25 protein-coding genes are annotated in these 25,706 nt (G+C 71.9%); 13 read left to right on the top strand and 12 right to left on the bottom strand.

What is annotated here, in order from left to right; all coding sequences use genetic code 11:
- Positions 1-7: 7 nt before the first annotated feature.
- On the bottom strand, positions 8-538 hold the full coding sequence (locus NIE79_RS31930) for a hypothetical protein (RefSeq protein ID WP_238682100.1): 531 nt from the start codon (positions 536-538) through the stop codon (positions 8-10).
- Between the two features lie 12 nt (positions 539-550).
- Positions 551-1,420 (bottom strand): PhzF family phenazine biosynthesis protein, encoded by an 870-nt coding sequence (locus NIE79_RS31925; RefSeq protein WP_238682099.1) that lies wholly within the window; start codon positions 1,418-1,420, stop codon positions 551-553.
- A 33-nt stretch (positions 1,421-1,453) separates the two neighbouring features.
- Between NIE79_RS31925 and NIE79_RS31920 the strand changes: the two genes are divergently transcribed.
- The 3 genes from NIE79_RS31920 to NIE79_RS31910 all read left to right on the top strand — a co-directional run bounded on the left by NIE79_RS31920 (position 1,454) and on the right by NIE79_RS31910 (position 4,608).
- Positions 1,454-2,740, top strand: coding sequence for a magnesium transporter MgtE N-terminal domain-containing protein (locus NIE79_RS31920; RefSeq protein WP_238671210.1), 1,287 nt, complete (start codon positions 1,454-1,456; stop codon positions 2,738-2,740).
- Positions 2,733-3,383, top strand: coding sequence for a DUF1003 domain-containing protein (locus NIE79_RS31915; protein ID WP_238682098.1), 651 nt, complete (start codon positions 2,733-2,735; stop codon positions 3,381-3,383). Before NIE79_RS31920 ends, NIE79_RS31915 begins: the two co-directional genes overlap by 8 nt.
- A 76-nt stretch (positions 3,384-3,459) precedes the next feature.
- On the top strand, positions 3,460-4,608 hold the full coding sequence (locus NIE79_RS31910) for an Mrp/NBP35 family ATP-binding protein (RefSeq protein ID WP_238682097.1): 1,149 nt from the start codon (positions 3,460-3,462) through the stop codon (positions 4,606-4,608).
- Between the two features lie 326 nt (positions 4,609-4,934).
- On the opposite strand, the gene NIE79_RS31905 is transcribed toward NIE79_RS31910, so the two are convergent.
- Together NIE79_RS31905 and NIE79_RS31900 are read right to left on the bottom strand one after the other, a co-directional pair.
- Positions 4,935-5,357, bottom strand: coding sequence for a twin-arginine translocase TatA/TatE family subunit (locus NIE79_RS31905; RefSeq protein WP_238682096.1), 423 nt, complete (start codon positions 5,355-5,357; stop codon positions 4,935-4,937).
- Between the two features lie 76 nt (positions 5,358-5,433).
- A complete protein-coding gene (locus NIE79_RS31900) occupies positions 5,434-6,903 on the bottom strand; it encodes a S1C family serine protease (RefSeq protein WP_372471932.1) in 1,470 nt (489 codons plus the stop codon).
- 299 nt (positions 6,904-7,202) lie between these two features.
- Between NIE79_RS31900 and NIE79_RS31895 the strand changes: the two genes are divergently transcribed.
- Positions 7,203-7,772 carry an O-methyltransferase gene (locus tag NIE79_RS31895; protein ID WP_145786483.1) on the top strand — a complete coding sequence of 190 codons (570 nt, stop codon included), beginning with the start codon at positions 7,203-7,205 and terminating at the stop codon, positions 7,770-7,772.
- A gap of 54 nt (positions 7,773-7,826) precedes the next feature.
- Here the strand turns inward: NIE79_RS31895 and NIE79_RS31890 are convergent, their stop codons facing one another.
- Together NIE79_RS31890 and NIE79_RS31885 are read right to left on the bottom strand one after the other, a co-directional pair.
- A complete protein-coding gene (locus tag NIE79_RS31890; protein WP_238682130.1) occupies positions 7,827-9,302 on the bottom strand; it encodes a leucyl aminopeptidase family protein in 1,476 nt (491 codons plus the stop codon).
- Between the two features lie 147 nt (positions 9,303-9,449).
- The gene (locus NIE79_RS31885) at positions 9,450-9,617 is read right to left on the bottom strand and encodes a DUF3117 domain-containing protein (RefSeq protein ID WP_007455245.1); all 168 of its coding nucleotides are present in this window, start codon (positions 9,615-9,617) and stop codon (positions 9,450-9,452) included.
- A 190-nt stretch (positions 9,618-9,807) separates the two neighbouring features.
- Between NIE79_RS31885 and NIE79_RS31880 the strand changes: the two genes are divergently transcribed.
- The 4 genes from NIE79_RS31880 to NIE79_RS31865 are packed head-to-tail and all read left to right on the top strand — an operon-like array spanning position 9,808 to position 14,036.
- A complete protein-coding gene (locus NIE79_RS31880; protein ID WP_091394799.1) occupies positions 9,808-10,626 on the top strand; it encodes a PaaX family transcriptional regulator in 819 nt (272 codons plus the stop codon).
- Between the two features lie 4 nt (positions 10,627-10,630).
- Positions 10,631-11,422 carry an enoyl-CoA hydratase-related protein gene (locus NIE79_RS31875; RefSeq protein ID WP_238682094.1) on the top strand — a complete coding sequence of 264 codons (792 nt, stop codon included), beginning with the start codon at positions 10,631-10,633 and terminating at the stop codon, positions 11,420-11,422.
- Positions 11,423-11,481: 59 nt separating this feature from the next.
- Positions 11,482-12,780 (top strand): DUF1800 domain-containing protein, encoded by a 1,299-nt coding sequence (locus NIE79_RS31870; RefSeq protein WP_238682093.1) that lies wholly within the window; start codon positions 11,482-11,484, stop codon positions 12,778-12,780.
- A 14-nt stretch (positions 12,781-12,794) separates the two neighbouring features.
- Entirely contained in the window at positions 12,795-14,036 is a 1,242-nt protein-coding gene (locus NIE79_RS31865) for a DUF1501 domain-containing protein (RefSeq protein WP_238682092.1), read from the top strand.
- On the opposite strand, the gene NIE79_RS31860 is transcribed toward NIE79_RS31865, so the two are convergent.
- Together NIE79_RS31860 and NIE79_RS31855 are read right to left on the bottom strand one after the other, a co-directional pair.
- Positions 14,033-14,656 carry a hypothetical protein gene (locus tag NIE79_RS31860; RefSeq protein WP_238682091.1) on the bottom strand — a complete coding sequence of 208 codons (624 nt, stop codon included), beginning with the start codon at positions 14,654-14,656 and terminating at the stop codon, positions 14,033-14,035. The genes NIE79_RS31865 and NIE79_RS31860 overlap by 4 nt on opposite strands.
- Positions 14,657-14,669: 13 nt before the next feature.
- The gene (locus NIE79_RS31855; RefSeq protein ID WP_308193256.1) at positions 14,670-15,251 is read right to left on the bottom strand and encodes a DNA-3-methyladenine glycosylase I; all 582 of its coding nucleotides are present in this window, start codon (positions 15,249-15,251) and stop codon (positions 14,670-14,672) included.
- 138 nt (positions 15,252-15,389) lie between these two features.
- On the opposite strand from NIE79_RS31855, the gene NIE79_RS31850 reads away from it, so the two are divergent.
- Entirely contained in the window at positions 15,390-16,286 is an 897-nt protein-coding gene (locus tag NIE79_RS31850) for a sterol desaturase family protein (protein WP_238682090.1), read from the top strand.
- Here NIE79_RS31850 and NIE79_RS31845 read toward each other — a convergent pair.
- Both NIE79_RS31845 and NIE79_RS31840 read right to left on the bottom strand, forming a co-directional pair.
- Positions 16,231-16,728, bottom strand: a complete 498-nt coding sequence (locus tag NIE79_RS31845; protein ID WP_238682089.1) for an SRPBCC family protein — start codon at positions 16,726-16,728, stop codon at positions 16,231-16,233. The genes NIE79_RS31850 and NIE79_RS31845 overlap by 56 nt on opposite strands.
- Positions 16,725-17,372: a DivIVA domain-containing protein gene (locus NIE79_RS31840; protein ID WP_238682088.1), complete on the bottom strand. Its 648-nt coding sequence runs from the start codon at positions 17,370-17,372 to the stop codon at positions 16,725-16,727. The genes NIE79_RS31845 and NIE79_RS31840 overlap by 4 nt, the downstream gene beginning before the upstream one ends.
- 156 nt (positions 17,373-17,528) lie before the next feature.
- Here NIE79_RS31840 and folP point away from each other — a divergent pair, with 156 nt between their 5' ends.
- Positions 17,529-18,398, top strand: coding sequence for a dihydropteroate synthase (gene folP / locus NIE79_RS31835; protein WP_238682087.1), 870 nt, complete (start codon positions 17,529-17,531; stop codon positions 18,396-18,398).
- Between the two features lie 67 nt (positions 18,399-18,465).
- Here the strand turns inward: folP and ndhC are convergent, their stop codons facing one another.
- A complete protein-coding gene (gene ndhC / locus NIE79_RS31830; RefSeq protein ID WP_088986508.1) occupies positions 18,466-18,843 on the bottom strand; it encodes an NADH-quinone oxidoreductase subunit A in 378 nt (125 codons plus the stop codon).
- A 129-nt stretch (positions 18,844-18,972) separates the two neighbouring features.
- Here ndhC and NIE79_RS31825 point away from each other — a divergent pair, with 129 nt between their 5' ends.
- The 3 genes from NIE79_RS31825 (at position 18,973) to NIE79_RS31815 (ending at position 23,605) form a co-directional block, all read left to right on the top strand.
- Entirely contained in the window at positions 18,973-20,451 is a 1,479-nt protein-coding gene (locus NIE79_RS31825; protein ID WP_238682086.1) for a hypothetical protein, read from the top strand.
- A 279-nt stretch (positions 20,452-20,730) separates the two neighbouring features.
- On the top strand, positions 20,731-22,578 hold the full coding sequence (locus NIE79_RS31820) for a 2-oxoacid:acceptor oxidoreductase subunit alpha (protein ID WP_238682085.1): 1,848 nt from the start codon (positions 20,731-20,733) through the stop codon (positions 22,576-22,578).
- Entirely contained in the window at positions 22,571-23,605 is a 1,035-nt protein-coding gene (locus NIE79_RS31815; protein WP_238682084.1) for a 2-oxoacid:ferredoxin oxidoreductase subunit beta, read from the top strand. The genes NIE79_RS31820 and NIE79_RS31815 overlap by 8 nt, the downstream gene beginning before the upstream one ends.
- Positions 23,606-23,677: 72 nt before the next feature.
- Here NIE79_RS31815 and NIE79_RS31810 read toward each other — a convergent pair whose 3' ends face one another.
- Positions 23,678-25,432: a trypsin-like serine protease gene (locus NIE79_RS31810; RefSeq protein ID WP_238682083.1), complete on the bottom strand. Its 1,755-nt coding sequence runs from the start codon at positions 25,430-25,432 to the stop codon at positions 23,678-23,680.
- Positions 25,433-25,706 lie beyond the last annotated feature (274 nt).

The following is a 25,706-nucleotide window of genomic DNA, read 5'->3' as shown; positions in this document are numbered from 1 at the left end:
CAACCGATCAGCGTCGGCGGACCCGGTGCAGCCGGAACGGCTTGCGGGTGGCCCGGACCGCGGGAGTCGCCCGGGGCGGCTCGGCCTGCGCATCGGCCGGCAACTCCGCCCCGGCCAGCGGCGTACCGGCCGGGGCGAGCCGGTTCACAGCGCATCCGTCAGCCGCCCACCGGGCCACCAGGTCGGCGGTCGGACCGGGCGCGTTGAGCCGTTTCGCCGCCACCAGCGGCGCTGTGACGTCCCACGCCTCGGTGCCCGGCTGCAACCGGCTCACCCGGGCCGGCCAGGTGACGATCCGACCGCCGTGGTCGCCGCGCAGGGTGACCTGGGCTTCGGTCGCGTCGGCCAGACCCGGTGCTGCCTGCTCGCCCGGCCCGCTGACCACCAGCAGCGCGCCCTCCAGCGGGGCGCACCAGAGCGCGAGCGCCGGCCCTCCGGCAACGCTGACCCAGGCCACGGCGGCCTTCTTCATCGCCTCGTCGACCAGTGGGGTGCCCTCGGGGGCGTCCTCGTCCGTCACACCCGCATCCTCCCGCATCCGCGCCTCCGCTCAGCCCACGAACGGCGGCACGGCGATCTCGCCGCGGGCCACCGGCACCACCTGGCCGGCGACCGTCGCGCCGACCGCCACCCCGTTCGCCGCGGTGACCGTGCAGGCCAACGCGGACGGGCGGTTCATCTCCACGCCCTGACGGACCGCGTACTCCGACCGCCCCTCGCCGGGCAGCAGACCACTCGCCACCAGCCAGACACCAAGGCCGAGCGCCGCCGAACCGGTCGCCGGGTCCTCCGGAACGCCGATCCCCGGCACGAAGACCCGGGCGTGCGCGGTTTGCGCGGCCTCGTCCCAGGAGAAGACGCTGACGTGCGACACCCCGTACCGCTGCGCCGCCGCCGGGTCCACCCGGGCGCGGGCCACCGACTCCGGCCGCACCGGCAGGTACGGGAACTCCAGCCCGCAGCCGGCGACCCGTGGCGCGGGCCCGACGTGGTCGTCGGCGACCAACCCGGCGATCTCCAGCAACGGCTCCGGGTCCAGCTCCGGCCCGAGGGTCGGGGCGCCACCCGTCAGCGTCGCCCCGGACGCGGTCACCTCGATCGGCAGCACACCGGCCCGGCACTCCTGGGTGACCTGCCCCACACCGAACATCCCCCGCCGGCAGGCGGTGACCGCCGCGCCGACGCTGGGGTGCCCGGCGAACGGCAACTCCTCCACCGGAGTGAAGATCCTGGCCCGGTAGGTGACGCCGGCCTGGGTTGGAGGCAGCACGAACACCGTCTCGGACAGGTTGAACTCCAACGCGAGCGCCTGCATCTGCTCGGTGGCCAGCGCCTCCGCGCCGAACACCACTGCCAGCGGGTTGCCGGCGAAGGGGCGATCGGTGAAGACGTCCACGATCTCGTAGGCCAAGGTCGACATGTTGATAAACACTAGGCGCTTAGGCTGGTGCCCGTGAGTACGCCGACCCGGGTCTACATCGCCCGTCTCGCCGGAGTCGCCGTCTTCGACCCGAACGGCGATCAGGTGGGGCGGGTTCGTGACGCCGTGGCACGGCTGCGGGCGACGAAGCGTCCGCCGGAGGTGGTGGGCCTCGTCGCCGAGATGCCGATGCGTCGTCGGATCTTCCTGTCCATCAACCGGATCACCTCCATCGACGCGGACGCCGTCGTGCTCGGCTCCGGCACCCTCAACCTGCGCAGGTTCGAGAAGCGCCCGAACGAGCTGCTGGTGCTCCAGGAACTGCTCGACCGACGGGTGCAACTCGACCCGGGCGGCCAGCCCGGCGCTGTCGTTGACGTCGCGATGGAGTGCACCCGGGGTGGCGAGTGGTCGCTGACCCGTGTCGCCGTACGCGAGCAGACCGGTCGGCTCAGCCGCCGCGGCCACCTGCACCAGGTCGAGTGGGACCGGGTGCGCGGGCTCAGCGGCATCGCCGACAACCGGGGTACGGCGAACCTGCTCGCCGTCCTGGAGGACATGCGCCCCGCCGACCTGGCCAACGCGTTGCAGGATCTGCCCGACGCGCGGCGCAACGAGGTAGCGGCCGCGCTGGACGACGAGCGACTGGCCGACGTGCTCAGCGAGTTGCCGGAGCACGACCAGGTGGAGATCCTCGCCGCCCTCGACCGGGAGCGGGCGGCCGACGTCCTGGAGGAGATGGACCCGGACGACGCCGCGGACCTGCTCAACGAACTGCCCCCACCCGAGCAGGACGTGCTGCTGGACCTGATGGAGCCGGACGAGGCCGACCCGGTACGCCAGCTGCTGAAGTACACCCCCGGCACGGCGGGCAGTGTGATGACCTCGGAGCCGGTCATCCTGCCGCCGGACGCCACAGTCGCCGAGGCGCTGGCCCGGATCCGGGAGCCGCAGCTGTCCCCCGCCGTCGCCGCGCAGGTCTTCGTGACCCGGGCACCGCAGAACACGCCGACCGGCCGCTACCTGGGCATGGTGCACTTCCAGGCGCTGCTGCGCGAACCCCCTGCCGACCTGCTGGGCAAGGTGGTGGTCAACGACATCGACCCGCTGCGCCCCACCACGCCACTGCCGGAGATCACCCGCCGGATGGCCACCTACGACCTGGTCGCCATGCCGGTGATCGACCGCAACAACCGGCTGGTCGGCGCCGTGACGGTGGACGACGTGCTGGACCACTCGCTGCCCCGGGACTGGCGGGACCGCGACGCCCTGGCCGCCCCGGGCACCACCGACCCTGCGCTGGACGGCGCAGATGGCTGACCAGCGTCGGACGGAGCGTCTCGACCAGCCACGCGAGCCCCGGGGCGTCAAGCTGCCCCGGTTCGACGCGGAGGCGTTCGGTAGGTGGTCCGAGGGCATCGCCCGGGGCATGGGCACCGCGAACTTCATCGTCGTCATGACTGTGGTGATCGCGATCTGGTTCGTCTGGAACACCCTGGCCCCGACGGACCTGCGCTTCGACCCGTACACCTTTACGTTCCTGACCCTGGTGCTGTCGTTGCAGGCCAGCTACGCGGCCCCGCTGATCCTGCTGGCCCAGAACCGGCAGGCCGACCGGGACCGGGTGGCCCTGGAGGAGGACCGGCGGCGGGCCACCGCGCAGAAGGCGGACACCGAGTACCTGGCCCGGGAGATCGCCGCCCTGCGGATCGCGCTGGGTGAGGTCGCCACCCGCGACTTCCTCCGCTCCGAGCTGGCCCGGCTGGCCGAGGAGCTGGACGAGGTGGGGCAACGCCGGCAGCGGCTGGAGCGCCGCCAGCAGGAGAAGGACAGCCGGCAGGAGCGGCGTGGCCAGCGGCCGACCGACGGAGTCGGCCTGGAAGAACCCCGCGACGACTTGGACGGCGACTTCACCCGGGACGCCCGGCCGGACGGCACCGGCCCGCGCCGGTCAGAGAGCTGACCGACGGGTCATCGATTGGCTCACACCGCCCCGGGCAGCGGCGGCAACGGATGCCCCGCGACGTAGCATTGCGGGCATGTCAGCACCCGTGAGCACCGTCGAGGACGCGATCCAGGCCGCCCTGGCCACCGTCAACGACCCGGAGATCCGCCGGCCCATCACCGAGCTGGGCATGGTCCGCTCCGCCACGATCGGTGCCAGCGGTGTCGTCCGCGTCGAGCTGCTGCTCACCGTCGCCGGCTGCCCACTGAAGGACAAGCTGCGTAACGACATCACCGCTGCGGTCGCCGCAGTGCCCGGCGTCACCGGCGTGGAGATCGACTTCGGTGTGATGACCCCCGAGCAGCGGCAGGGGTTGCAGTCGCAGCTGCGCGGCGGCGGCGCGACCGAGGAGCCCGTCATCCCGTTCGCCCAGCCCGGCTCGCGCACCCGCGTGTACGCGGTGGCCAGCGGCAAGGGTGGCGTCGGCAAGTCCAGCGTCACTGTCAACCTGGCGGCGGCGCTCGCCGCCCGTGGGCTCTCCGTCGGGGTGGTCGACGCGGACATCTACGGCCACTCGGTGCCCCGGATGCTCGGCACCGAGGCCCGGCCCACCCGGGTCGAAGACATGATCATGCCGCCGCAGTCGCACGGCGTGAAGGTGATCTCCATCGGCATGTTCACGTCCGGCAACGCCGCAGTCGTGTGGCGTGGCCCGATGCTGCACCGGGCGTTGCAGCAGTTCCTGGCCGACGTCTACTGGGGCGACCTGGACGTGCTCCTGCTCGACTTGCCGCCGGGCACTGGTGACGTGGCCATCTCGCTGGCCCAGTTGCTGCCCAACTCGGAGATCCTGATCGTCACCACCCCGCAGACCGCCGCCGCCGAGGTCGCGGAGCGGGCCGGGTCGATCGCCCTGCAGACCCACCAGCGGGTGGTCGGCGTCATCGAGAACATGTCCTGGCTGGAACTGCCGGACGGCTCCCGGATGGAAATCTTCGGCGCCGGCGGTGGTGAGGCCGTTGCCGCGTCGCTGAGCCGGACCATCGGCGCGCAGGTGCCGCTGCTCGGTCAGATCCCACTGGACACCCGGATCCGCGAGGCCGGCGACGCCGGCAACCCGATCGTGCTGGCCGAGCCGGACTCCCCGGCCGCGCAGGCGCTCGGCACGATCGCCGACCGACTCGCCCTGCGCCGTGAGTCGCTGCTCGGCAAGCCACTCGGTCTCAAGCCCGCTGGCCGCTGACCACAGCGAACACCGTCAGCCCGTCGGCCACTGTTGGCCGGCGGGCTGAGTCGCGTCGGTGGGCGGTCCAGCCGGGCCGCCGGGACGTGGGCTGGCGGCCGGTGTGGACTGGCAGGCCTGGCGGGCCTGGCGGGCCTGGTCGGCCTGGTCGGCCTGGTCAACTCGGGTTTCAGGAAATCGGCCGCTCAAACGGCGTGGGATACCGCGACTTCCGGGAACCCGAGTCGATCAAGCCCGCGCCGGGCCCAGGCGGACACGATCCGGCCGAGTCCGGGCAGGGCCGGACTAGCCCTGTCGAGGGCACTAGCCGGTCGGGGCGCGGTCGGTCAGGTGGCGTCGTCGTAGCTGGCGCGGGGCGCCGGCGCCGAGGGGCTGCTGGTGGCAGTGCCGGGCCGGGCCTCCTTCGACCGCAGGTCGGCGGCGTTTGCCACGTCCTTCAGGTCGTTGTGCACGCCGCTGACGTCCGCGCGCAGGTTGTCGTAGACACCCTGCAACGGCTTGCGGATCGCCGCCTCGTCCTCCTCGCTGAGGAGGTGCTTGCGGATGAACGCCTTCGGGTGCAGGTCTTCCAGCTGGATGTCGGTGCCCAGCTCGCGGCTCAGGTCGCCGGTGGCGTTGCGGGCCATGTTGCGCAGGTTGCGCACCAACCGCAGGCCGTCGGTGATCACGGCGGGGAGCCGGTCGCCGAAGATCAGCAGCGCCAGGAGCAGCAGCGCACCGATCTCCCACCAGTTCAGGTTGTCGAGCATCCCGCGGGCCTCCTCTCGGCGTCAGCAGCAAGACTACGCACGCCGGACGGCTTTCGGGCAAGGGGTGCGCCGCTGTTCACTTCGCGTCCGCGGCGAGAGTTACCGAGGTGTTCTGCCGGGTGGAGCCCCGCCGATACTCGACTGTCACCACCGAGCCCGGCGCGTACTTGCGGACCAACGCGGTCAGGTCCGTCGGCTCGGTCATCGGCCGACCGTTGATCTTGAGGATCACGTCGCCGACCTTCAGCCCGGCGCCGTCCGCGGGGCCGGACGGTTCCACCTCGGCCAGCCGCAGGCCACCCCCGACGACGCCGGTCGGGCCGTCCGCCCGGGCGCCGATCACCGTACGCCGGGCCTTGCCGGTGCCGATGATGTCCTGGGTCACCCGCTTGGCCTGGTTGATCGGGATGGCGAAGGCGAGCCCGATGTTGCCCGCCTCCTGCCCCTCGGTGACAAGCGACTTGATGGTGGAGTTCACTCCGACCACCCGGCCGGCGCCGTCGACAAGTGGGCCGCCCGAGTTGCCGTGATTGACCGCGGCGTCGGTCTGGATGGCGGCGTAGTAACGCACCGGGCCGCCCGGCTCGCCGGCCTGCATCGTCCGGTCCAGCGCACTCACGATGCCGGCGGTGACCGTGTTGGCCAGCGACAACGGCGAGCCGATGGCGAGCACCGGGTCGCCGACCGCCAGCGCGTCGGAGTCGCCGAACTCCACAGGTCGCAGCCCGGGGCGACTCACCTTGATCACCGCGATGTCCGACTCCGCGTCCTGACCGACGATGGTCGCCGGCGCGGTGCTGCCGTCGTTGAAGACCACCGATGCCTTGCCGGTGCCGCCGGCCACCACATGGTCGTTGGTGATCACATGACCGTCGGCGGTGGCGATGAACCCGGAGCCCTCACTGGTCCCGCCGAGGCTGCTCACCCGGACGGTGACCACGCTGGGCAGGACCCGTTCGGCGACCCCGGCCAGCGACTCCGGTTTGCGCTGCGCCAGCGCCGGCACCTCCGCGGGCGCACCACCGAGGACCGCCGCACCAGCGCCGCCGCGCACCGCGAACGCGTAGCCCAGCGCACCGCCGAGGGTGCCGGCCAGCAGCGCGGTGATCACGGGAATGAGCAACAGGTGGCGCAGTGTCGGCCGGCCTGGCGCATCGGGGTCGGTGACCGGCTCGGGCTCGGTGCCGGGGGCCACCACCCCGGGCACCACCACCGCGGTCGGGGCCGCCGGGTCGCGCCAGGGGTCGGCGAGCGCGTCCGACCACCAGGCCGACGCGTCGGCCGAGTTGGGCCCGCCCGCAGCCGGCGCCGGCCAACTCGGTGTGGGTCCGCCAGAAGACGCCGGCCAACTCGGTGCCGGCCCGCCGGAAGGCGCCGGCCAGCCCGGTGTCGGTCCACTGCGAGGCGAGGCGAGGGGCGCGGGGTCGGACCCCGGCATGGTCGGCGGCCCCACCGACGGGGCTCCTGCCCCGGGCGGTCGCGCCGGAGCCGGAGTCTCACCGCCCCGGCGCCAGTCCCAGCCGTCGGTCACGTCGGTGCCTCCCAGTCCGTCCCCGGATCCCGCGCCGCGTCGCCCGGCCACTGGCCGGTCTGGTCGCGGCTGACGGGATACCGCCTCCAGGATTGCACGGATGGACGCGGTGCAGTCAGCGGTTGCCCCGGTGATCGCTTCCAGCGGAGGCGCGGCTGCGCCCCACGACGGTCGCCTCTACGCTCACAGTGCCAACCCGCCCCCGCACCACGCACCGCCCCCGGAGGTGCCCCATCGCCACGGTCGCCGGTTCCGGCAGTTCGACGACACAGGCCCAGCATTTCGCCGAGTCGTACGTCACCGAGGATCTCGTTCTGCGTACCGCCCGCAGCCTGGCCCGCGAGGTGGGCCTCGACGCGGTCACCCCCGGCGCGGGGGCGGCGCTGCGGCTGCTGGCCGCCGCCGGCAATGCCCGTGCGGTGGTGGAGATCGGCACGGGCACCGGGGTCAGCGGCGTCTGGTTGCTGCGCGGCATGCGCGCCGACGGCGTGCTCACCACCATCGACGTGGAGGTCGAGCACCAGCGGATCGCCCGACGAATCTTCGCTGAGGCGGGTTTCGCGGCCGGGCGCACCCGGATCATCACCGGTCGGGCGCTCGACGTGCTGCCCCGGCTCGCCGACGGTGCGTACGACCTGGTCTTCGTGGACGCGGAGGCGACCGGCTTCCATGCCTGTGTGGAGGCGGCACTGCGGCTGTTGCGCCCGGGGGGTGTGCTGGCGCTCAACGGCGTGCTGGCCAGCGGCCGGATCGGCGACCCGGCCGCCCGGGACGCGGAGACGGTGACGGTTCGCGAGACGATCAAGGCGGTCCGGGAGTCGGAGCACTGGATTCCCGCGCTGCTTCCGGTCGGGCACGGGCTGCTCGCCGCGGTGAAGTGCTGATCCGAGCCCAGGACGGGTCAGAGCCTCGGTCGCCCCGAGGCTCTGACCCGCGCCCTAGTTGACGTCGGCGAGCCAGCGCAGCAACGAACGGACGCCCCACCCGGTGGCCCCGCGGCTGACCTCGGCCTGGTCGCCGTCGGCCCAGGACGGGGCGGACATGTCCAGGTGCAGCCAGCGGTCCCGTAGGTCGCCGGTGAACTCGCGCAGGTAGAGCGCCGCCAGCACCGAGCCGGCACCCTGCGTCGGTGCGCTGTAGAGGTCGGCGATCTCGCTGCCGAGGTACTCGACGTAGTCGGTGTGCAGCGGCATCCGCCACGCCGACTCGCCGGCCGCCTCGGCCGCCGCCAGCACGCCGGCGGCCAGTTCGTCGTTCTCGCTGTACAGGGCGGCGGTGCGCTTGCCCAGCGCCACCGAGTTGGCGCCGGTGAGCGTGGCCAGGTCGAGCAGCAGGTCCGGCTTGAGCTGCTGCACCGCGTACGCCAGCGCGTCGGCGAGGACCAGCCGACCCTCGGCGTCGGAGTTGGTCGTCTCGCTGGTCGTACCGCCGTAGTGCCGGATGACGTCGCCGGGGCGGAACGCCGAGCCGCTGACCATGTTCTCGGCCAGCGGGGCCAACGTGGTGATCCGGACCGGCAGCCGCAGCGCGGCGGCGCCCAGTGTGGCGGCGACGACGGCGGCCGCGCCGGCCATGTCCTTGCGCATCAGCTTCATCGACGCCACCGGCTTGATCGAGATGCCGCCGGTGTCGAAGGTGATGCCCTTGCCGATCAGCACCACGTGGGTGCGCGCGTTGGAGGGGTGCCAGTCGAGTTCGACGAGCCGGGGTCCGCTGGCGGAGCCACCGCCCACGGCGAGGATCCCGCCGAAGCCCTCGGTGGCGAGTTCGGCCGGGCCACGGACCCGCAACCGCAGGTCCGGAAGGTCGGCTGCGGCGGAGGCTACCTGATCGGCGAACCACTGCGGGGTCTTCACCGAGGAGGGGGTGTTGGTCAGGTCCCGGGCGAGGTGGGTCATCGCGGCAGTGGTCCGGGCCGTGGCGACGATGTCCTCGTACCCGGTCGGGTCGTCGAGCAGCAGGTCGACGTCGGTGAGCGACGGTCGGTCGCCGGCCTCGGTGAGTCGGAACCGGTACGGGGCGAGCAGCAGCCCCTCGGTCAGTCCGCGAACGGCGGCCGGGGTGACCTCGGCCGGCAGCGCGATGGTGATATGCGTCTCAGCCGAAGCTGAGCGGGCCAGGGCCGCGCCGGCCGTCCGCCAGGCCGCCTCGCCGCCGTCGCCGATGCCGAGCAGCAGCAACCGGCCAGGGGTACGCCCGGGGCGCACCTGGGTGTGGATCTCGCCGGCTCGGCCCGTCAGTCGGGCCGCTGACGCCAGCGCTGCCGCATCGTCGGCCGTGCCGTCCGGGCCCGCCACCGCGGTCGACACGGGCTCGGCCGAGGTGTCACCTTCCGCCGTCGAATCGGCGGGGCGGACGGGCAGGACGAGGACGTCGAGCCGGTCGGGCTCGGCGATCAGACGGATGGCGAGCACGCGGAACCGCACCTCCAGGAAAGTGTCGCGGGCCGGCGGCGAAGCCACCTGCCCACAGCGTTGAAGACCCTGAGCCACCGGTGATTCCGGTGGCTCAGGGCCTGAAGAACGTTCCGGGCGGCGTGAGCCGCCCGGAGCACTCCTTACTCAGCCGGCCGCTGCCTTCAGTGCGTCACCGAGCGCGTTGGCCTCGTCGGGAGTCATCTCGACGACGAGCCGGCCACCGCCCTCCAGCGGGACCCGCATGACGATGCCCCGCCCCTCCTTGGTGACTTCCAGCGGACCGTCGCCCGTCCGCGGCTTCATCGCCGCCATGTTGTCTCCCCTCAGACCTACACCAGGGTCGGTGGGTTGCCCCACAGCCACTTCGTCACGACCACCCGCAACGGTCACGGGGGTGTCGACCAACGATTTTCCCTGATGAACACCGCCGGACCCAAACCGGAGCAGCATTGATGTAACAGCATCTAGCTTATCTTGAGAAGGCCTGTCACAATGTGCGGTCATGCAGGCACGGTCGGCACTCTTCGACCTGTACGGCGACCACCTCCGTCCGAGGGGTGGCCGGGCACCGGTTGCTGCCCTGGTCAAGCTACTGGCGCCGCTGGGAATCGCACCGCCGGCAGTTCGCACCGCCGTCTCCCGGATGGTGCGTCAGGGCTGGCTCGAACCCCTCCGGTTGGTCTCCGGACCGGGATATTCGATCACACCGAAAGCTGCCCGCCGACTCGACGAGGCAGCGGCTCGGATCTACCGGACCGGCCGGGTCACCTGGGACGGTCGGTTCGATCTGCTGGTGTTGGAGGCTCCGGGCTCCCGACGGGACCGCCAGCGGCTCGCCGCCAACCTGAGCTTCCTCGGCTACGGGACGCTCGACGAGCAGACCTGGGTCGCCACCCGCCCCGCCGAGGACGTCGACCTGCTCCTCGCCGAGACCGGCATCCGGTTCGAGCGGTTCACCGCCTCGCACTTCTCCGGCACCCCCGGCGCAATGGGCGTGGTCCGACGCGCCTGGAACCTGGCCGAGATCGGCCGCGCCTACGAGCGGTTCGTCGCGGACCAGCGTCCGCTGCTCGCCGCGGTCACCGTGCGCAGCAGCGACGAGGAGGCGTACGCGACGCGGTTCCGCCTCGTGCACGCGTGGCGTACGTTCCTCTTCCAAGATCCGCAGCTGCCCCCGGCACTGCTGCCCGAGCGGTGGCCCGGCACCGCCGCGGCCAGCTTCTTCGACCGGCACGCAGCCCGCCTGCGTCCGGCCGCCGACCGGTACGTCGAACAGTGCCTCGACGCCGGCAACCGCATCGTCCGACAGAAGGGTCGTTAGACACGTGACCGAGCCGCTGCTGGTCGACCGGACCGATGCCGTCGTCACCCTCACGCTGAACCGGCCGAACGCGATGAACGCGCTCGACGTGGCGCTCAAGGAGGCGCTGCGGGACGCCCTCGCGGAGCTGGAGACCGACCGGTCCTGCCGCGCTGTCGTCCTGGCCGGAGCCGGCGGGTCGTTCAGCGCCGGGCAGGACCTACGCGAGCACGTGGCCACCCTGGAAAACTCCGCCAGTGACCCGCTGGGCACCGTGCGGGCGCACTACAACCCGATCGCCGCCCGGCTCGCCAACCTGCCCAAGCCGGTGATCGCCGCGGTCCGCGGGATGGCCGCCGGGGCGGGCGCGTCGCTGGCGTTCCTGGCCGACATCCGCATCGGCGGCCCGACCACCAGTTTCCTGATGGCCTTCGCCAAGGTCGGTCTCGCCGCCGACACCGGCGCCTCCTGGACGCTGCCCCGACTGGTCGGCCACGCCAAGGCGGTGGAGCTGCTGCTGCTGGCCGAGCCGGTCCGCGCCGAGGAGGCCTGCCGGCTGGGGCTGCTCAACCGGATGACGGACGACGACGAGCAGGTGTTGCCCGTCGCCCAGGAGTTGGCCGCCCGGCTCGCCGCCGGCCCGACCGTCGCGTACGGGGCGATCAAGCGACAGCTCTCCATCGCCGACGCCGGCACCCTCGCCGACGCCCTCGCCGCCGAGGCGCAGGCCCAGTCGATCTGCGGCGCCACCGCCGACCACCGGGCGGCCACCCTCGCCTTCGTCGGCAAGCAGAAACCGGTCTTCGAGGGACGCTGAACGCGATCCGGACGCCGCCCTTACCGTCCTCGAACACGGGCCGCCTAGCGTCGCCCGGTATGAGCGATCGTGAAGCGGTGGCACACCTGCTGCGCCGGGCCACCTTCGGGCCCACCGCCGACGAGGTGGACGCGGCCGAGCGGGCCGGGCCGGCGGCAACAGTGGACCGGCTGCTCAAGCCGCCGGCCACGGACCGGGGTGCGGCGGCCACACCCGTCCCGACGCTGCCCCCAGACCCGTACGCAGGGCTGACCAAGGACTCCACCCGCGAGCAACGGCAGCAGGCCAACGCCGAGCGCCGCAAGCAACTCCAGCAGGTCACCGAATGGTGGCTGGACCGGATGGTGGCCGCCGAGGACGGGCTGACCGAGAAGTTGCTCTTCTTCTGGCACGGGCACTGGGCCACCAGCGCGCAGAAGGTCAAGTCGGCGCGGCTGATGGTGGGCCAGCTGGAGACCCTGCGCCGGCACGGCCGTGGGCCGCTGGGCCCCCTGGTCGCCTCGATGGTGCGCGACCCCGCCCTGATCGTCTGGCTGGACGGGCAGAAGAACACCCGCAAGGCGCCGAACGAAAATCTGGCCCGCGAGCTGATGGAGTTGTTCACCCTCGGCATCGGCGCCTACAGCGAGGCCGACGTGAAGGCCGGCGCGCGGGCCCTGACCGGCTGGGTGGTCGACCGGCGTACCGGTGCGGTCCGCTTCGAGACCAAGCGGCACGACCCTGGCGAGAAGAGCATCCTCGGGCAGAGCGGCCGGTTCGACGCCGAGGCGTACGCCGGTCTGCTCGCGGCCCAACCGGCGGCGGCGACCTTCGTGGCCGGCCGGCTCTGGTTCCGCTACGCCGGCACCGAGATCCCGGCGCCGGACGGCCTGGCCGGGGCGGACACCACAGCGACACTGCGCGCGCTCTTCTCCGCACCGGCCTTCGCGCAGACCCGGGGCACGCTGGTGAAGCAGCCGGTGGAGTGGCTCGTCGGTGCGCTGCGGCAGCTCGGCATCCGACCGTCCGCGCTGCCCGAGCAGCAACGCAGACAACTGCTGGCCGGTCTGAACGCGCTCGACCAGGTGCCGTTGCGCCCACCGAGTGTGGGCGGTTGGCCAGCCGGGGCCGCCTGGCTGACCACCTCGTCGTTGCAGGCCCGGCTGCGGACGGCCGGGGTGCTCGCCGCCGCCACGGCACCGGCGGTGCTGGCCCGGCTGACCGCCGCGCCCACCGCCGGCCGACCAGACGCGCTGGCCCGACTGCTGGTGGTCGACGGCTGGGGCGCACGCACCCGGGCGGCTCTCACCCCGCTGGCCGGTGAGCCCCGCAAGCTGCTGGCCGCCGGCCTGGTCAGCCCCGAATACACAGTCAGCTGAGCGGAGGAGTCGACATGGACACAGTGACCCGACGCAGGTTCCTGCTCACCAGTGGGGTGGTCGGCGCTGGCGCGCTGGCCGCCGGGGCCGGCGCGTACAGCCTGCGGGACCTGTTGGACACCGGCGGAGACCGCGACCCGCAGTCGCGCACGTTGGTGCTGGTGACGCTCTACGGCGGTAATGACGGGCTCAACACGGTCATCCCGTACGGCGACCCGGCCTACCGGGCGGCGCGCCCGGAGCTGGCGTACCCGGACGGGGAGGTGCTGCGGCTGGACGACGACTTCGGCCTCAACCCGGCGCTGGCCGGCCTGCACCAGCGCTGGTCCGGCGGTGGGCTGGCGATCGTGCGCGGGGTCGGCTACCCGAAGCCGGACCGCAGCCACTTCCGGTCGATGGACATCTGGCACACCGCACAACCGGACCGGCCCGGCAACACCGGCTGGCTCGGACGGTGGCTGGACCGCGCCGGTGGCGACCCCCGGCTGGCGGTCTCCTTCGAGCCTGCCCTGCCGCCGCTGCTGGCCGGGGCGCAGAGCGCCGGCGCTGCAGTCCCGGTGACCGACCGGAAGGCCGCCAAGGGCCTGCCAGCGGCGACGCTCACCGCGTTCGCCGCCGCCGAGGCGGGCGAGTCGTCGGCCCGGGGTCGCGCCGCCGCCTGCTTCGCCGACCTACGGTCGGTGGACGAGATGATCCGCCAGGTACGCGACTCCGCCGACCCGGACACGGCGGACCCGGACGGCGAGCAGGCCCCCGCGACGGCCACCGGCGGGGCCCGCACCCCGCTGGACGCGCAGCTCGACCTCGTCGCGCAGTGCGTCGAGGCGGGAGTGTCCACCCGGGTCTTCTCGGTGTCGCTGGGCGGCTTCGACACGCATGCCGACGAGAAGCAGTTGCAGGCAGTGCTCCTGGGTCAGCTGGACCGGGCGTTGACCGGGTTCGCCGACCGGATGAGTCGCACCGAGGCGGGCCGGAAGGTGGTGGTGGCGGTCTACTCCGAGTTCGGCCGTCGGGTGCGGGCCAACGCCTCGGACGGCACCGACCACGGCACCGCCTCGGACGTGCTGCTGCTCGGCGCGGGCGTGCGGGGCGGCTGGCACGGGGCACCACCGAGCCTCACCGACCTCGACGACGGCGACCTGAAATACACCACCGACTTCCGGGACGTCTACGCCACGCTGCTGGAGCGGGTGCTGGACACCGACCCGGGCCCGGTCCTCGCCGACTGGCGGGGACGAGTGGACAAGCTCTTCTAGTCGTCCTCTTCCGGGTCCTGGTTGGCCTGCTCGCCCAGCACGAACGCCTGCATGGCCAGCTCGTCGCCGGCCGGCGAGACGAAGGCGGGCAGCTCACGCGGGCCCAACTCCTGCACGTAGGACCAGAACAGCCGAACCGCCTCGGCCGGCGTGGCGGCCTCGATGGGCAGGTCGAGGCTGACCAGCCAGGTGCGCCGCGCCGGGGGTGGGCCGAGCTGGTCGGCCAGCGCCCGGAAGGCCGCCGGCTCCACCGCGGTGACCGGCCCGTCGAGTGTCAGCAGGTCGGCCGGCACCGGCTCGTCGAACGCCCGCCGGGTGTACGCGACGACGAGCGTGCCCGGCTCGACCGGGGACTGGGGGTCGTCCGGGTCTTCGCGGTGGCGTCGACCCGGCGCGGTGACCCGGCCGAGGGCCACCAGCCGTGGCGGCGCGTCGGCCAGCACGGCCACCTGGTCGCCCGGCCCTGGCCGGGAGACGTCGGTCAGCCCAGTCAGCTCCAGCGTGTCGTGGTGCACGAGCCGCTCGGCTTCGTACCGTTCGGCGGGCAGTAGCACCGCCCAGGTGCCCACCCCGTCGGCGTTGCCGGCCGCACCGGCCCGGTGCGCGGTCTCGGTCGTCATGCCTGACATCTCATCACGCCGCCGGGGGGAGGGTGACGTGACAGCCGACGATGTGATCGTCGACCATCCCGGTGGCCTGCATCAACGCGTACGCGGTGGTCGGGCCGACGAACCGGAAGCCGCGCTTCTTGAGTGCCTTGGCCATCGCCGTCGACTCCGGTGTGATCGGCGCCAGCTCGGCGAACGAGGCGGGGCGAGTTGGCCGGGGCTCCGGCGCGAAGGACCAGAGCAGCGTGGACAGGCCCTCCGGCAGCTCCAGTGCGGCGCGGGCGTTGGCGATCGCCGCATCGATCTTGGCCCGGTTGCGGACGATGCCGGCGTCGGCGAGCAGCCGGGTCACGTCGGCGTCGTCGTAGCGGGCGACGGTCGGGATGTGGAACTCGTCGAAGGCCAGCCGGAACGCCGGACGCTTGCGCAGGATGGTCAGCCAGGACAACCCGGACTGGAACGCCTCCAGCGTCATCCGCTCGTAGAGCGCGTCGTCGCCGCGCAGCGGCCGCCCCCACTCGGTGTCGTGGTAGATGGCGTAGTCGGGGGTGCTCGACCCCCAGGCGCAGCGGGCCAGCCCATCCGTGCCGATCACCAGGTCAGTCACCTCGTACACGCTAGGGCATCCGTCCGACACCCCATTGCCACCGGCCGCCCGGCTGCCTATGGTGCTTGTTACCGACCGGTAGGCCGAGGTCACCCCAACGGTGTGCCGCGACTAATGACGGCGAGCGGAGGCCGCGCGGTGAAGGAATTCCCGGACGTCATCGCCTGGTCGATCCCGGCCTTCGTGCTGCTCATCGTGCTGGAGCGGGTCTCCTACCTGCTGCACCGCGACGACGACGAGGTCGGCTACGGCGGCGCCGACACCGCGACCAGCATGACGATGGGGCTGGGGAGCATCTTCGCCGACCTGCTCTGGAAGGTGCCGATCGCCGCCGCGTACGCGCTGCTCTACGCGCTCACCCCGCTGCGGGTCGCCGAGCTGTGGTGGACCTGGCCGCTGATTCTGCTCGCGCAGGACTTCTGCTACTACTGGTCACACCGGGGCCACCACGTGATCCGCATCCTCTGGGCCTCGCACGTGGTGCACCACTCGTCGCAGCGGTTCAACCTCTCCACAGCGCTGCGTCAGCCGTGGACCGGCCTGACCAGTTGGGTGTTCTACATCCCGCTGATCCTGGCCGGCGTCCACCCGGCCGTTGTCGCGTTCTGCGGCTCGGTCAACCTGCTCTACCAGTTCTGGATCCACACCGAGCGGATCGGCAAGATGCCGCGCTGGTACGAGGCGGTGTTCAACACCCCGTCGCACCACCGGGTGCACCACGCGTCGCAGGGCAGCTACCTGGACCGCAACTTCGGCGGCATCCTGATCGTCTGGGACCGGCTCTTCAGGTCGTTCGCGCCGGAACGGGAGCGTTGCGTGTACGGCCTGACCACTAACGTCGGCAGCTACAACCCGGTCCGGGTGGCCTTCCACGAGTACGCCTCGATCGCCCGGGACCTGCGCGCCGCGGTGACCTGGCGGCACCGGGTCGGGCATCTCTTCCGTGCGCCCGGCTGGCAGCCTGCACCCGGCTCCCCGGTCAGGGCAGTCGGCCCTGCTCGACCAGACGGGCAAAGCTCTTCAGCGCCTGGGTGAGGCCGAGCTTGGAGCCGGGCCAGAGCACCGGCCACGCCAGTCGACCGGCCCGACCGCCCGGCAGGTGGAACCACTCGTGCCAGACGACCTGGGTGCGGTCCCGGCCCAGCTGGGTGCAGCGCAGCACCCCCGGGCCGCGCAGCAGTTGGCCGTGGTGCACGACGCCGATCTCGTACGGCTCGTCGACCCGGACCACCAGCATCTCGTCGCGCAGCGTCGCCCGACCGAGCGCGGTCACCGCCTCGATCCGGCTGCCCTCGCGCCCGTCGCCCTCGACCACCCGCACGCGGGTGAACGGGATCCAGTCGGACTGACGTTCCCAGGCGAGCAACGCGGCGAACACCCGCTCCGCCGGGGCGTTGACGATCACCGTGGCGGTCACCTCACCGGCACCGGGTCGGGCCGCCTCCCGAAGATCGTCAGCGCCCTCCGGCTCGGTCACGCCGACTCCGACCGAACCACCGCGTCGCGCTGCTCGGTGCCGTCGGCGGAAGCGCCACCGGTCTGCTCACGATCGGCCGACTCGTCGTCGACGGGTGCGGCGGCAGGCGCCACCCCATCGGAGTCGGCCGGGGACGAGGTCGCGGTGGGCACCGGGCCGAGGGTCGTCGAGCCGACCGGGGCCGAGCCCGCCTCGCCGGTCAGCGGCACGTCTTTGCCCGGCTCCACTGCCTTGCCCGGCTCCACTGCCTCGGCCGGCTCCGCCGCGTCGGCGGTGGTCACCTTGCTGGCAGACTGCTCGCGGGCCTGCCGCAGCACGTCCGCATCGTCGGTGCGCCCCTCACGCAAGGCGATGACCTCCGACTCCAGTACGCCGATCAGCTCGGACTTGTAACCGATGTCGTAGGCGGCACGGCGCAACGCCTGATCGACCTGGTCCATCCGGTACCCGCGCAACGCGGTGTCGAAACGGACCGCCCCCACGTCGGATTCGCGCAACGGGCGGGTGCCCGGCAACGCCACGGCCTGCGAATCCGGCTCGGCCGGCACCAGGCCGGGATCACGGCCGCTGACCAGCACCGTCACGCCGAATATCACCGCCGCGACGGTCAACGCCACGACCAGGAGGAGCAGAAGCTGACCCATGTACTGATCGTGGCATGGCGGCCGGCCGGGAGCGACCCCGCCACCCGCCTCGATCACATTCGGTGCCGACGCCCGCCCGGAATGGTGGACGGGCGACCGACTAGCGTCGGGACCGGCCGACGCGGCGGCGACGGCGCGAACTTCCAGGAGGCGGGCATGGCCGGGGCGCTTCGGCTGGGTGGGCACACGTTCGCCCCCGGCGAGCTGGTGGTGATGGCGATCGTCAACCGCACGCCGGACTCGTTCTTCGACCGGGGGGCCACCTACGCCGCCGACAGCGCTCTGCGCGCCGTGGAACGGGCGGTGGACGAGGGCGCGGCCATCATCGACATCGGCGGGGTCAAGGCCGGGCCCGGTGCGGAGGTGGACGTCGCCGAGGAGATCCGGCGCACGGTGGACACGATCGCCGCCGTCCGAGCCGCGTTTCCGGAGGTGGTGATCTCCATCGACACCTGGCGTGCCGAGGTGGCGACGGAGGCCGTGGCGGCCGGCGCCGACCTCCTCAACGACACCTGGTCGGGCGCCGACCCGGCGTTGGTCCGGGTGGCCGCGCGGACCGGCGCCGGCCTGGTCTGTTCGCACGCCGGCGGGCTGACACCGCGGACCAGGCCCCACCGGGCCGCCTTCACCGACGTGGTCGCCGACGTGGTCGCGACGGTGACCGGGCTCGCCGAACGCGCGGTGACGGCAGGGGTACGCCCCGACGGCATCCTCATCGACCCGGCCCACGACTTCGGCAAGAACACCCGGCACTCGCTGGAGATCACCCGCCGACTGGACGAGCTGACCGGAACCGGCTGGCCGGTGCTGGTGGCGCTCTCCAACAAGGACTTCATCGGTGAGACGTTGGGCCTGCCGGTGGCCGAACGGCTGGAGGGGACGCTCGCCGCGACGGCCGTCTCGGCCTGGTTGGGCGCCCGGGTCTTCCGGGCCCACCAGGTCGGCCCGACCCGCCGGGTGCTGGACATGGTGGCCTCGATCCGAGGCGACCGCCCGCCGACGGCGACCCGTCGGGGACTCGCCTGACCAGTCGTCGCCATAAACGACCGCGAACGGCCGGACGGACCGACACGATTGCCGGAGGCCGTGGCCCTCAGGTCCAGCGGAGGATGTTCCTACGCCAGGCGTAGAGGATGCCGAGCGCGAGCACCGCCACGAACACCGCCATCTCCACCACCGTCACCAGGCCGAAGCCCGGCCGGTCGAAGACCACCGCCCAGGGGAAGAGGAACACCGCCTCGACCGCGAACAGCACGTACAGGTAGGCGTACACGTAGTAGCGGATCTGCATCTGTGCCCAGTCGGCACCGACCGGGTCGAGCCCGCACTCGTAGCTGGCCCGCTTGCCCGGCGGGTCGGCCGGGCGCGCCGGGCGTAACACCCGGTTGGCCGAGAACGCCGTAACGAAGAAGAGAACGCTGGCGAGCAGCAGGAGCCCGAGCGTCGCGTACGAGCCCAGGTATCCGGTCACAGTCGGCAGCCTACCGTCCGCCCGGACGGGCCGCCCCAAACACGTTACGGATTTGTTTCCAGATGGGACTAGTGCTCCGGGGCAACTGTTACCGAATATTGGACACCCACCCATGTCACCGGAGGACAGATGGCCCGCGTGAAGGCATCGCCCGGTAACCGGGCGGAGGGGCGGCGTTCCACGCCCCTGCTGGCGACCGCGCTCGCGCTCGGCCTGCTCACGGCGCTCGCCGTGGGGCCGGCCTGGGCCAGCGCGGCCGCACCGGACGCGGACCCGGTCGCGACCTCGGCCGAGCCGATCAACGAGCCGGGAGGCGAGGAGCCCCCGACCACACCGGCGGAGGAGCCCACCCCGACCGAAGACCCGGGCGGTGAACCGGAGCCGACCGACCCGGCACCGGAGACCAGCGCGCCACCACCGGAGACAACGCCACCGGCGCCGGTGACCACCGCTCCGGAGGTCCCGCCGGCGCCGACCACCAGCGCGCCCGCGCCGGGCGGCACCACCCGACCGCCCACGCCGGCTGCCCCGGTGCCACCGACGGCACCCCCGGCCCCGCCGACACCCCCGGCGCCGACGGTCCGCCCGCCCGCGCCGGGTTCGGCGCCGCCGCCGCAGAGCCCGCTGGGCGTGCAGGTCACCACCGGCGACGTCACGCTCACCGAGGCGTACTGGAACACGCCGAGCACGGCCGCCACCCTCCAGGTCACTGTGCACAACACCGGTACCACAACGGAACAGATCCGACTCTCGTACACGCTGCCCGCCGGGCTGACCGACGCCGGCACGAAGGGCTGCGCCGCCGCCGGTGGTGGGACGTACCGCTGTGGGGCCTGGACGGCCGGAGCGGGCGTCCGGTTCAGCACCGCGCTGCGGCTACGGGTGGCCGGCACGGCGTGGGAGCAGATGCCGCTCAGCGGCTCCGTCCAGGTCATCGCGGACGCCCCGGGCGTAACCGGGGAGGCGACCGACGACCAGGGCTTCGCGGTGCTCTTCCCGCCCGGCCCACCGGTGCCCGGGATCGCGCTGGCCGCCGACGAGGTGGCCTTCGACATCAGCGGCGGCCCCAGCACCCTCACGCTGCGGCTGGGCAACACCGGCGCGGTGGACGCCGCCGGCCGGGTCGAGGTCGTCCTGCCGGCCGGGGTGGCCGTGCCGACCCCACCGCTGGGCTGCGTGGCGGTCGACCCGACGCGTACCCGCTGCGACGCCGGCCTGGTGCTGGCGGGTACGACCGCCGAGGTGCAGCTGCCGGTGGAGGCGACGCCGCAGGCGCAGCGGGAGGCGCCGCTGTCCGGGGCCGTGATCGGTCAACTCGATCCACGCAGCGGCCCTACCCGTCGGGTGCAGATGAGCTTCCGGATCACCGCGGCGGCCGCCCTGGCCACTCCGGTGGTCTCTCCGCCCGCGCCGACCGGCTCGCAGGGCGTACTGCCCGCCGGTGCCGCGACCGACGACAGCGGGTTGACCTCGGCGCAGCGCACAGCGGTCATCCTGATCGCGGTCTCCACGCTGCTGGTGGTGCTGGCTCTCACGCTGGCGACGACCTCGCTGCGTCGCCGGTTCGGCGGTCCGCCGCCCGAGCCCACGCCCAACCCGGCCGACTGATCGACGGACGACCCCGGCAGCGCGCGGCCGGGGTCGTCGGCGCAACCGGTGGTGATCTGAATTACGGCGGGCGGGGCGTAACACCGCAAATGCGGGCGTTTCGCGCCCACATCGGGTCCCAGTCGGCGGACCTCCGGGGATGGTTAGGGCTCCCTTAGACGTAGGCTCTCAGGTGAGGAACGACAGCGGCCGGACCAGCCTGGGGCGGTGCGGTGAAGCGTTGCGTCAAGGAGGTTCCGTGGCCGGGCAAGCCCCGCAGTCGCGAACGAAGGTGGCACAGTGACCAAGCAGATCCGTCAACTCGACCGGGTCGTCATCCGGTTCGCCGGTGATTCCGGCGACGGCATGCAGCTGACCGGCGACCGGTTCACCTCGGAGACGGCGCAGCTCGGCAACGACATCTCCACGCTGCCAAACTTTCCCGCCGAGATCCGGGCTCCCGCCGGCACCCTGCCCGGCGTGTCGAGCTTCCAGGTGCACTTCGCCGACTACGACATCCTCACGCCGGGCGACGCGCCCAACGTGCTGGTGGCGATGAACCCGGCGGCACTCAAGGCCAACCTGGCCGACCTGCCGCGCGGCGCGGACATCATCGTCAACACCGACGAGTTCACCAAGCGCAACCTCGCCAAGGTCGGTTACCAGACCAGCCCACTGGACGACGACTCGCTGGCCGGCTACGTCGTGCACCCGGTGGCGCTGACGTCGATGACGGTCGGCGCGCTCGCCACCCACCAGGTGTCCAAGAAGGACGCCGAGCGGTCGAAGAACATGTTCGCCCTCGGCCTGCTCTCCTGGATGTACTCCCGGCCCTACGAGTCGACACTGCGCTTCCTGGAGCGCAAGTTCGCGGCCCGTCCGGAGCTGGTCGCCGCGAACGTCGCCGCCTTCAAGGCCGGTTGGAACTTCGGCGAGACCACCGAGGACTTCGCGGTCCGCTACGAGGTCAAGCCGGCCAAGATGAAGCCGGGCACGTACCGCAACATCACCGGCAACGCGGCGCTCTCGCTGGGGCTGGTCGCCGCCGGGGTCCGCTCCGGGCTGCCGGTCTTCCTCGGCGCGTACCCGATCACGCCCGCGTCGGACATCCTGCACGAGCTGAGCAAGCACAAGCGCTTCGGCGTTCTCACAGTGCAGGCCGAGGACGAGATCGCCGCCGTCGGCGCCGCGCTCGGTGCCTCCTACGGCGGGTCGCTCGGCGTGACCACCACCAGCGGCCCCGGCGTGGCACTCAAGAGCGAGACCATCTCGCTCGCGGTGGCGCTGGAGCTGCCGCTGGTGATCGTGGACGTGCAGCGCGCCGGCCCGTCGACCGGCATGCCGACCAAGACCGAGCAGGCCGACCTCAACATGGCGCTGTACGGTCGGCACGGTGAGGCGCCGGTCGCGGTGATCGCGCCCCGGTCACCGTCGGACTGCTTCTTCGCGGCGCTGGAGGCGGCCCGGATCGCGCTGACCTACCGCACCCCGGTGATCCTGCTGTCCGACAACTACGTCGCCAACGGCTCCGAGCCGTGGCTGCTGCCGGACGTGGAGTCGCTGCCCGACCTGCGGGTCGAGTTCGCCACCAAGCCCAACGGCGAGGACGGCACCACCTTCCTGCCCTACCTGCGCGACCCGGAGACCCTGGCCCGGCCGTGGGCGATCCCCGGCACCGCGGGTCTGGAGCACCGGATCGGCGGTCTGGAGAAGGCCGACAAGACCGGAGACATCTCCTACGACCCGGCCAACCACGACTTCATGGTGCGCACCCGGGCCGCCCGCATCGAGACCATCCCGGTGCCGGACATCGAGGTGGAGGACCCGGACGGCGACGCCCGGGTGCTGGTCCTCGGCTGGGGCTCGACGTACGGGCCGATCGGCGCGGCGTGCCGCGGGGTCCGCCAGCGCGGCCTCTCCATCGCCCAGGCGCACCTGCGGCACCTGGCACCGATGCCGGCCAACCTCGGTGAGGTGCTCCGCTCGTACGACAAGGTGGTCATCCCGGAGATGAACCTGGGCCAGCTGGCCCACGTCATCCGGGCCCGCTACCTGGTCGACGCGATCAGCTACAACCAGGTCCGCGGCCTTCCGTTCACGGCCGCCGAGCTGGAGACGACGCTGGAAGAGGTGCTGAAGAATGTCTGAGCCCGTCGCCGTCAAGCTCACCGCGAAGGACTTCAAGTCCGACCAGGAGGTGCGCTGGTGCCCCGGCTGCGGTGACTACGCGATCCTGGCGGCCATCCAGCAGTTCATGCCGGAGCTGAACATCCCCCGGGAACGCACCGTCTTCGTCTCCGGGATCGGCTGCTCGTCCCGCTTCCCGTACTACATGAACACGTACGGGATGCACTCGATCCACGGTCGGGCCCCGGCGATCGCGACCGGCCTGTCGGTGTCCCGGCCGGACCTGTCGGTCTGGGTGGTCACCGGCGACGGCGACGCGCTCTCCATCGGTGGCAACCACCTGATCCACGCGCTGCGGCGCAACGTCAACCTCAAGATCCTGCTGTTCAACAACCGGATCTACGGTCTGACCAAGGGTCAGTATTCTCCGACGTCCGAGGTCGGCAAGATCACCAAGTCGACACCGTCCGGCTCGGCGGACGCCCCGTTCAACCCGCTCTCGCTCGCCCTCGGCGCGGAGGCCAGCTTCGTCGGCCGCACCATCGACTCCGACCGCAAGCACCTCCAGTCGGTGCTGCGGGCCGCCGCGGAGCACGAGGGCTCGGCCTTCGTGGAGATCTACCAGAACTGCAACATCTTCAACGATGGGGCGTTCGAGCAGCTCAAGGACCCGTCCACCAGGGACGACTACCTGATCCGTCTGGAGCACGGCCAGCCGATCACCTTCGGGGCCGACGGGCAGTTCTGCGTGGTGCACCCGCCGGGCGGCTTCGGCCTGGAGGTCCGGGAGACCAGCGCGGTGCGCCCGGAGGAGATCGTCGTGCACGACGCGACGGTGGCCGACCCGGCGTACGCCTTCGCGCTGTCCCGGCTGCCCGGCCTGGACCTGCGCAACACTCCGATCGGGGTGTTCCGCTCGGTGGACCGGCCGTCCTACGACAGCGTGGTGCAGGCTCAGCTCGCGGCCGCCAAGGCGACTGTCACCGAGACCCCCGAGCAGCAGCTCGCTGGCCTGCTGGGCAGCGGCGACACCTGGACGATCGTCTGACGCTCGACAATGGGACAGGGCCCGCAACCGTTCGGTTGCGGGCCCTTCCCGTTACTGCTGCGGACAGCCTGATCAGAAGACCAGGTTGAAGACTCCCCAGCCGGTGCCGATGACCCCGCCGCTCGAGTCGATCCACTGGCCGTAGCCGTTGGTCGTGTAGAGCCGCATCCGGCCATTGCCGTCGACGCCGAGCATGTCCATCATGTTGTCGCCGCTCCAGTCGCCCGGAACCATGATGTTCTTGAAGCCGCCCCAGCCGCTACCGATCTTGGTGCCGAGCGGGTTGGTCCAGCCGCCCTTGCTGTCGGACTGGTACATCTTCAGGTCGCCGGTCGAGGTACGACCGATCAGCACCTCACGCCCGTCGCCCTTCCAGGCACCCGGAGTGAGGAACAGGTTGAACCCGTTCCAGCCGTTGCCGATCTTGGTGCCCAGCGGGTTCTCCCAGCCACCATTACCGTTGCTGGTGTAGCGGATCAGGTCGCCGTTGGACTTGCGCACCAGAAGGCTCGGCCGGTTGTTGCCCAGCCAGTTGTTCGTCACCATGAGCGCGGTGAAGCCCTGCCACCCGGTGCCGATCTTCTTCGCGCCACCGACGAAGTTGCCCTTGCCATCGGTGTTGTAGATGAACAGCTCACCGTTGGGCTTCATCGCCATGATGGACGGCTTCTTGTCGCCGTTCCAGTTGTAGACGCGGAAGACCCGGCTGTAGATCCCCCAGCCAGCGCCGATCTGCTGAACCCCGTAGAAGCCGCCCCACCCGTCGTTGGAGAAGCCACTGCCGTACCACAACGCCAGGTTGCCGGCGGCGTCGCGGGCGAGCAGGTCGGTGTGACCGTCGCCCGTCCAGTCCGCGTTGACCAGCGACGGACGGGTCAGGTCCGCCTTGATGGAGTTGTTGTAGTAGCTCAACCGCTCGTAGTAGCCGGCCGACGAACCACACGGCTGGAAGCCCCAGTCGGTGATGCCGACCTGGACGCCGTTGACGAGCAGCGGACCGCCGGAGTCGCCCCCGCAGGTGTCGCTGCTCGGCGTGGCGTCGGTGCCGGCGCCAGCGCAGATCATCCGGTCGGCGAGGTAGAGCCCGGGGACGTCGCAGTCCGCGTTGGACCGCATCGGAACAGTCGCCTTGCGCAGCCGGCTGTCCGGGTCCTGGTCGTCGGACGCGGTGACGCCGTAGCCCGCGATCTGGGCCTGCGTGCCAGCCACGTACGGAGTCTGGTCGCCCTGGGCGCTCAACGACACCGGCTTGTACACGCTGGGCAGGTTCTGCTTCAGCGTGAGGACCGAGACGTCGTCCACGATCGGCGCGGTGTCAGGGTGCTCGTACTGCTCGGCGATGTTCCAGCCCGGGTGGGTCCAGGTCGAGCTGACCTCGGCGACGAACCCGCTGCCACCGATGATCTGGCCGTTGCTGTCGACCAGCCGGTCGTTGCCGGCGATGACCCGAGTGCTGCCGGGCCCGTCGGCGGTGCAGTGCGCGGCCGTCAGCACCTTGTTGGGGGCGATGATCGTGCCGGTGCACCAGTAGTACTGGTCGCTGTCCTGGAGAGCGGTGACGATACCCACGATGTACGGAAACTCGGAGGCGCTCGCCAGGGTCCCCTGGAAGACCTTGGGAGAGGCACCGGTGCCGGACTGGAAGGCCCGGCCCTGGGCACCCGGCTTGGGAAGCGTGAGCTTTCCCTTGTGCAGGTTCGGCAGCTTGCTCGACCGGTCCGGTCGCTCGCTGCTGGCCACGTCGTACGCGCCGCCGCCGTTGGGGGCGGCCTGAGCACTGGTCGTGGGTGCCACGGCCGCCACGCCCGTGAGAGCGAGGCCCGCCATGACGCCGGCGTACCACCGCCGTCGGGCTCCTGCGGATGTTGCCACTTCAGCCACTGATTGCTTCCCGTCGTTCGATTAACGAGGCACTCGGAACTGCCCGGGATGACCTGCGTGGGACGCGACGGTTGAACGACAAACCACACCAGGGCGGAGTCCGCCCGGCTCTAGAAGATTTCCCCGTCGTGCCTGCGCCAACGACGCTGCACCGGCAAGCCCCGGCAGCGACACCCATTGACAGCTCTAAGCCGGGACACCGTAGCAAGGGTTCGTTCGG

Origin of the sequence: Micromonospora trifolii (assembly GCF_022229005.1) — a bacterium.
In the GTDB taxonomy this organism is placed as follows: Bacteria; Actinomycetota; Actinomycetes; order Mycobacteriales; family Micromonosporaceae; genus Micromonospora; species Micromonospora trifolii.
Note: the sequence above shows the minus strand (reverse complement) of the source record. Positions and strands in the feature narration are given on the sequence as shown.

What these genes read in the sequence shown, in the direction of transcription:
- NIE79_RS31930 (WP_238682100.1), bottom strand. Translation starts at nt 538, where the DNA reads ATGCGGGAGGATGCGGGTGTGACGGACGAGGACGCCCCCGAGGGCACC.
- NIE79_RS31925 (WP_238682099.1), bottom strand. Translation starts at nt 1,420, where the DNA reads ATGTCGACCTTGGCCTACGAGATCGTGGACGTCTTCACCGATCGCCCC.
- NIE79_RS31915 (WP_238682098.1), top strand. Translation starts at nt 2,733, where the DNA reads ATGGCTGACCAGCGTCGGACGGAGCGTCTCGACCAGCCACGCGAGCCC.
- NIE79_RS31910 (WP_238682097.1), top strand. Translation starts at nt 3,460, where the DNA reads ATGTCAGCACCCGTGAGCACCGTCGAGGACGCGATCCAGGCCGCCCTG.
- NIE79_RS31905 (WP_238682096.1), bottom strand. Translation starts at nt 5,357, where the DNA reads ATGCTCGACAACCTGAACTGGTGGGAGATCGGTGCGCTGCTGCTCCTG.
- NIE79_RS31885 (WP_007455245.1), bottom strand. Translation starts at nt 9,617, where the DNA reads ATGGCGGCGATGAAGCCGCGGACGGGCGACGGTCCGCTGGAAGTCACC.
- NIE79_RS31880 (WP_091394799.1), top strand. Translation starts at nt 9,808, where the DNA reads ATGCAGGCACGGTCGGCACTCTTCGACCTGTACGGCGACCACCTCCGT.
- NIE79_RS31870 (WP_238682093.1), top strand. Translation starts at nt 11,482, where the DNA reads ATGAGCGATCGTGAAGCGGTGGCACACCTGCTGCGCCGGGCCACCTTC.
- NIE79_RS31865 (WP_238682092.1), top strand. Translation starts at nt 12,795, where the DNA reads ATGGACACAGTGACCCGACGCAGGTTCCTGCTCACCAGTGGGGTGGTC.
- NIE79_RS31860 (WP_238682091.1), bottom strand. Translation starts at nt 14,656, where the DNA reads ATGACGACCGAGACCGCGCACCGGGCCGGTGCGGCCGGCAACGCCGAC.
- NIE79_RS31840 (WP_238682088.1), bottom strand. Translation starts at nt 17,372, where the DNA reads ATGGGTCAGCTTCTGCTCCTCCTGGTCGTGGCGTTGACCGTCGCGGCG.
- folP (WP_238682087.1), top strand. Translation starts at nt 17,529, where the DNA reads ATGGCCGGGGCGCTTCGGCTGGGTGGGCACACGTTCGCCCCCGGCGAG.
- NIE79_RS31825 (WP_238682086.1), top strand. Translation starts at nt 18,973, where the DNA reads ATGGCCCGCGTGAAGGCATCGCCCGGTAACCGGGCGGAGGGGCGGCGT.
- NIE79_RS31815 (WP_238682084.1), top strand. Translation starts at nt 22,571, where the DNA reads ATGTCTGAGCCCGTCGCCGTCAAGCTCACCGCGAAGGACTTCAAGTCC.
- NIE79_RS31810 (WP_238682083.1), bottom strand. Translation starts at nt 25,432, where the DNA reads ATGGCGGGCCTCGCTCTCACGGGCGTGGCGGCCGTGGCACCCACGACC.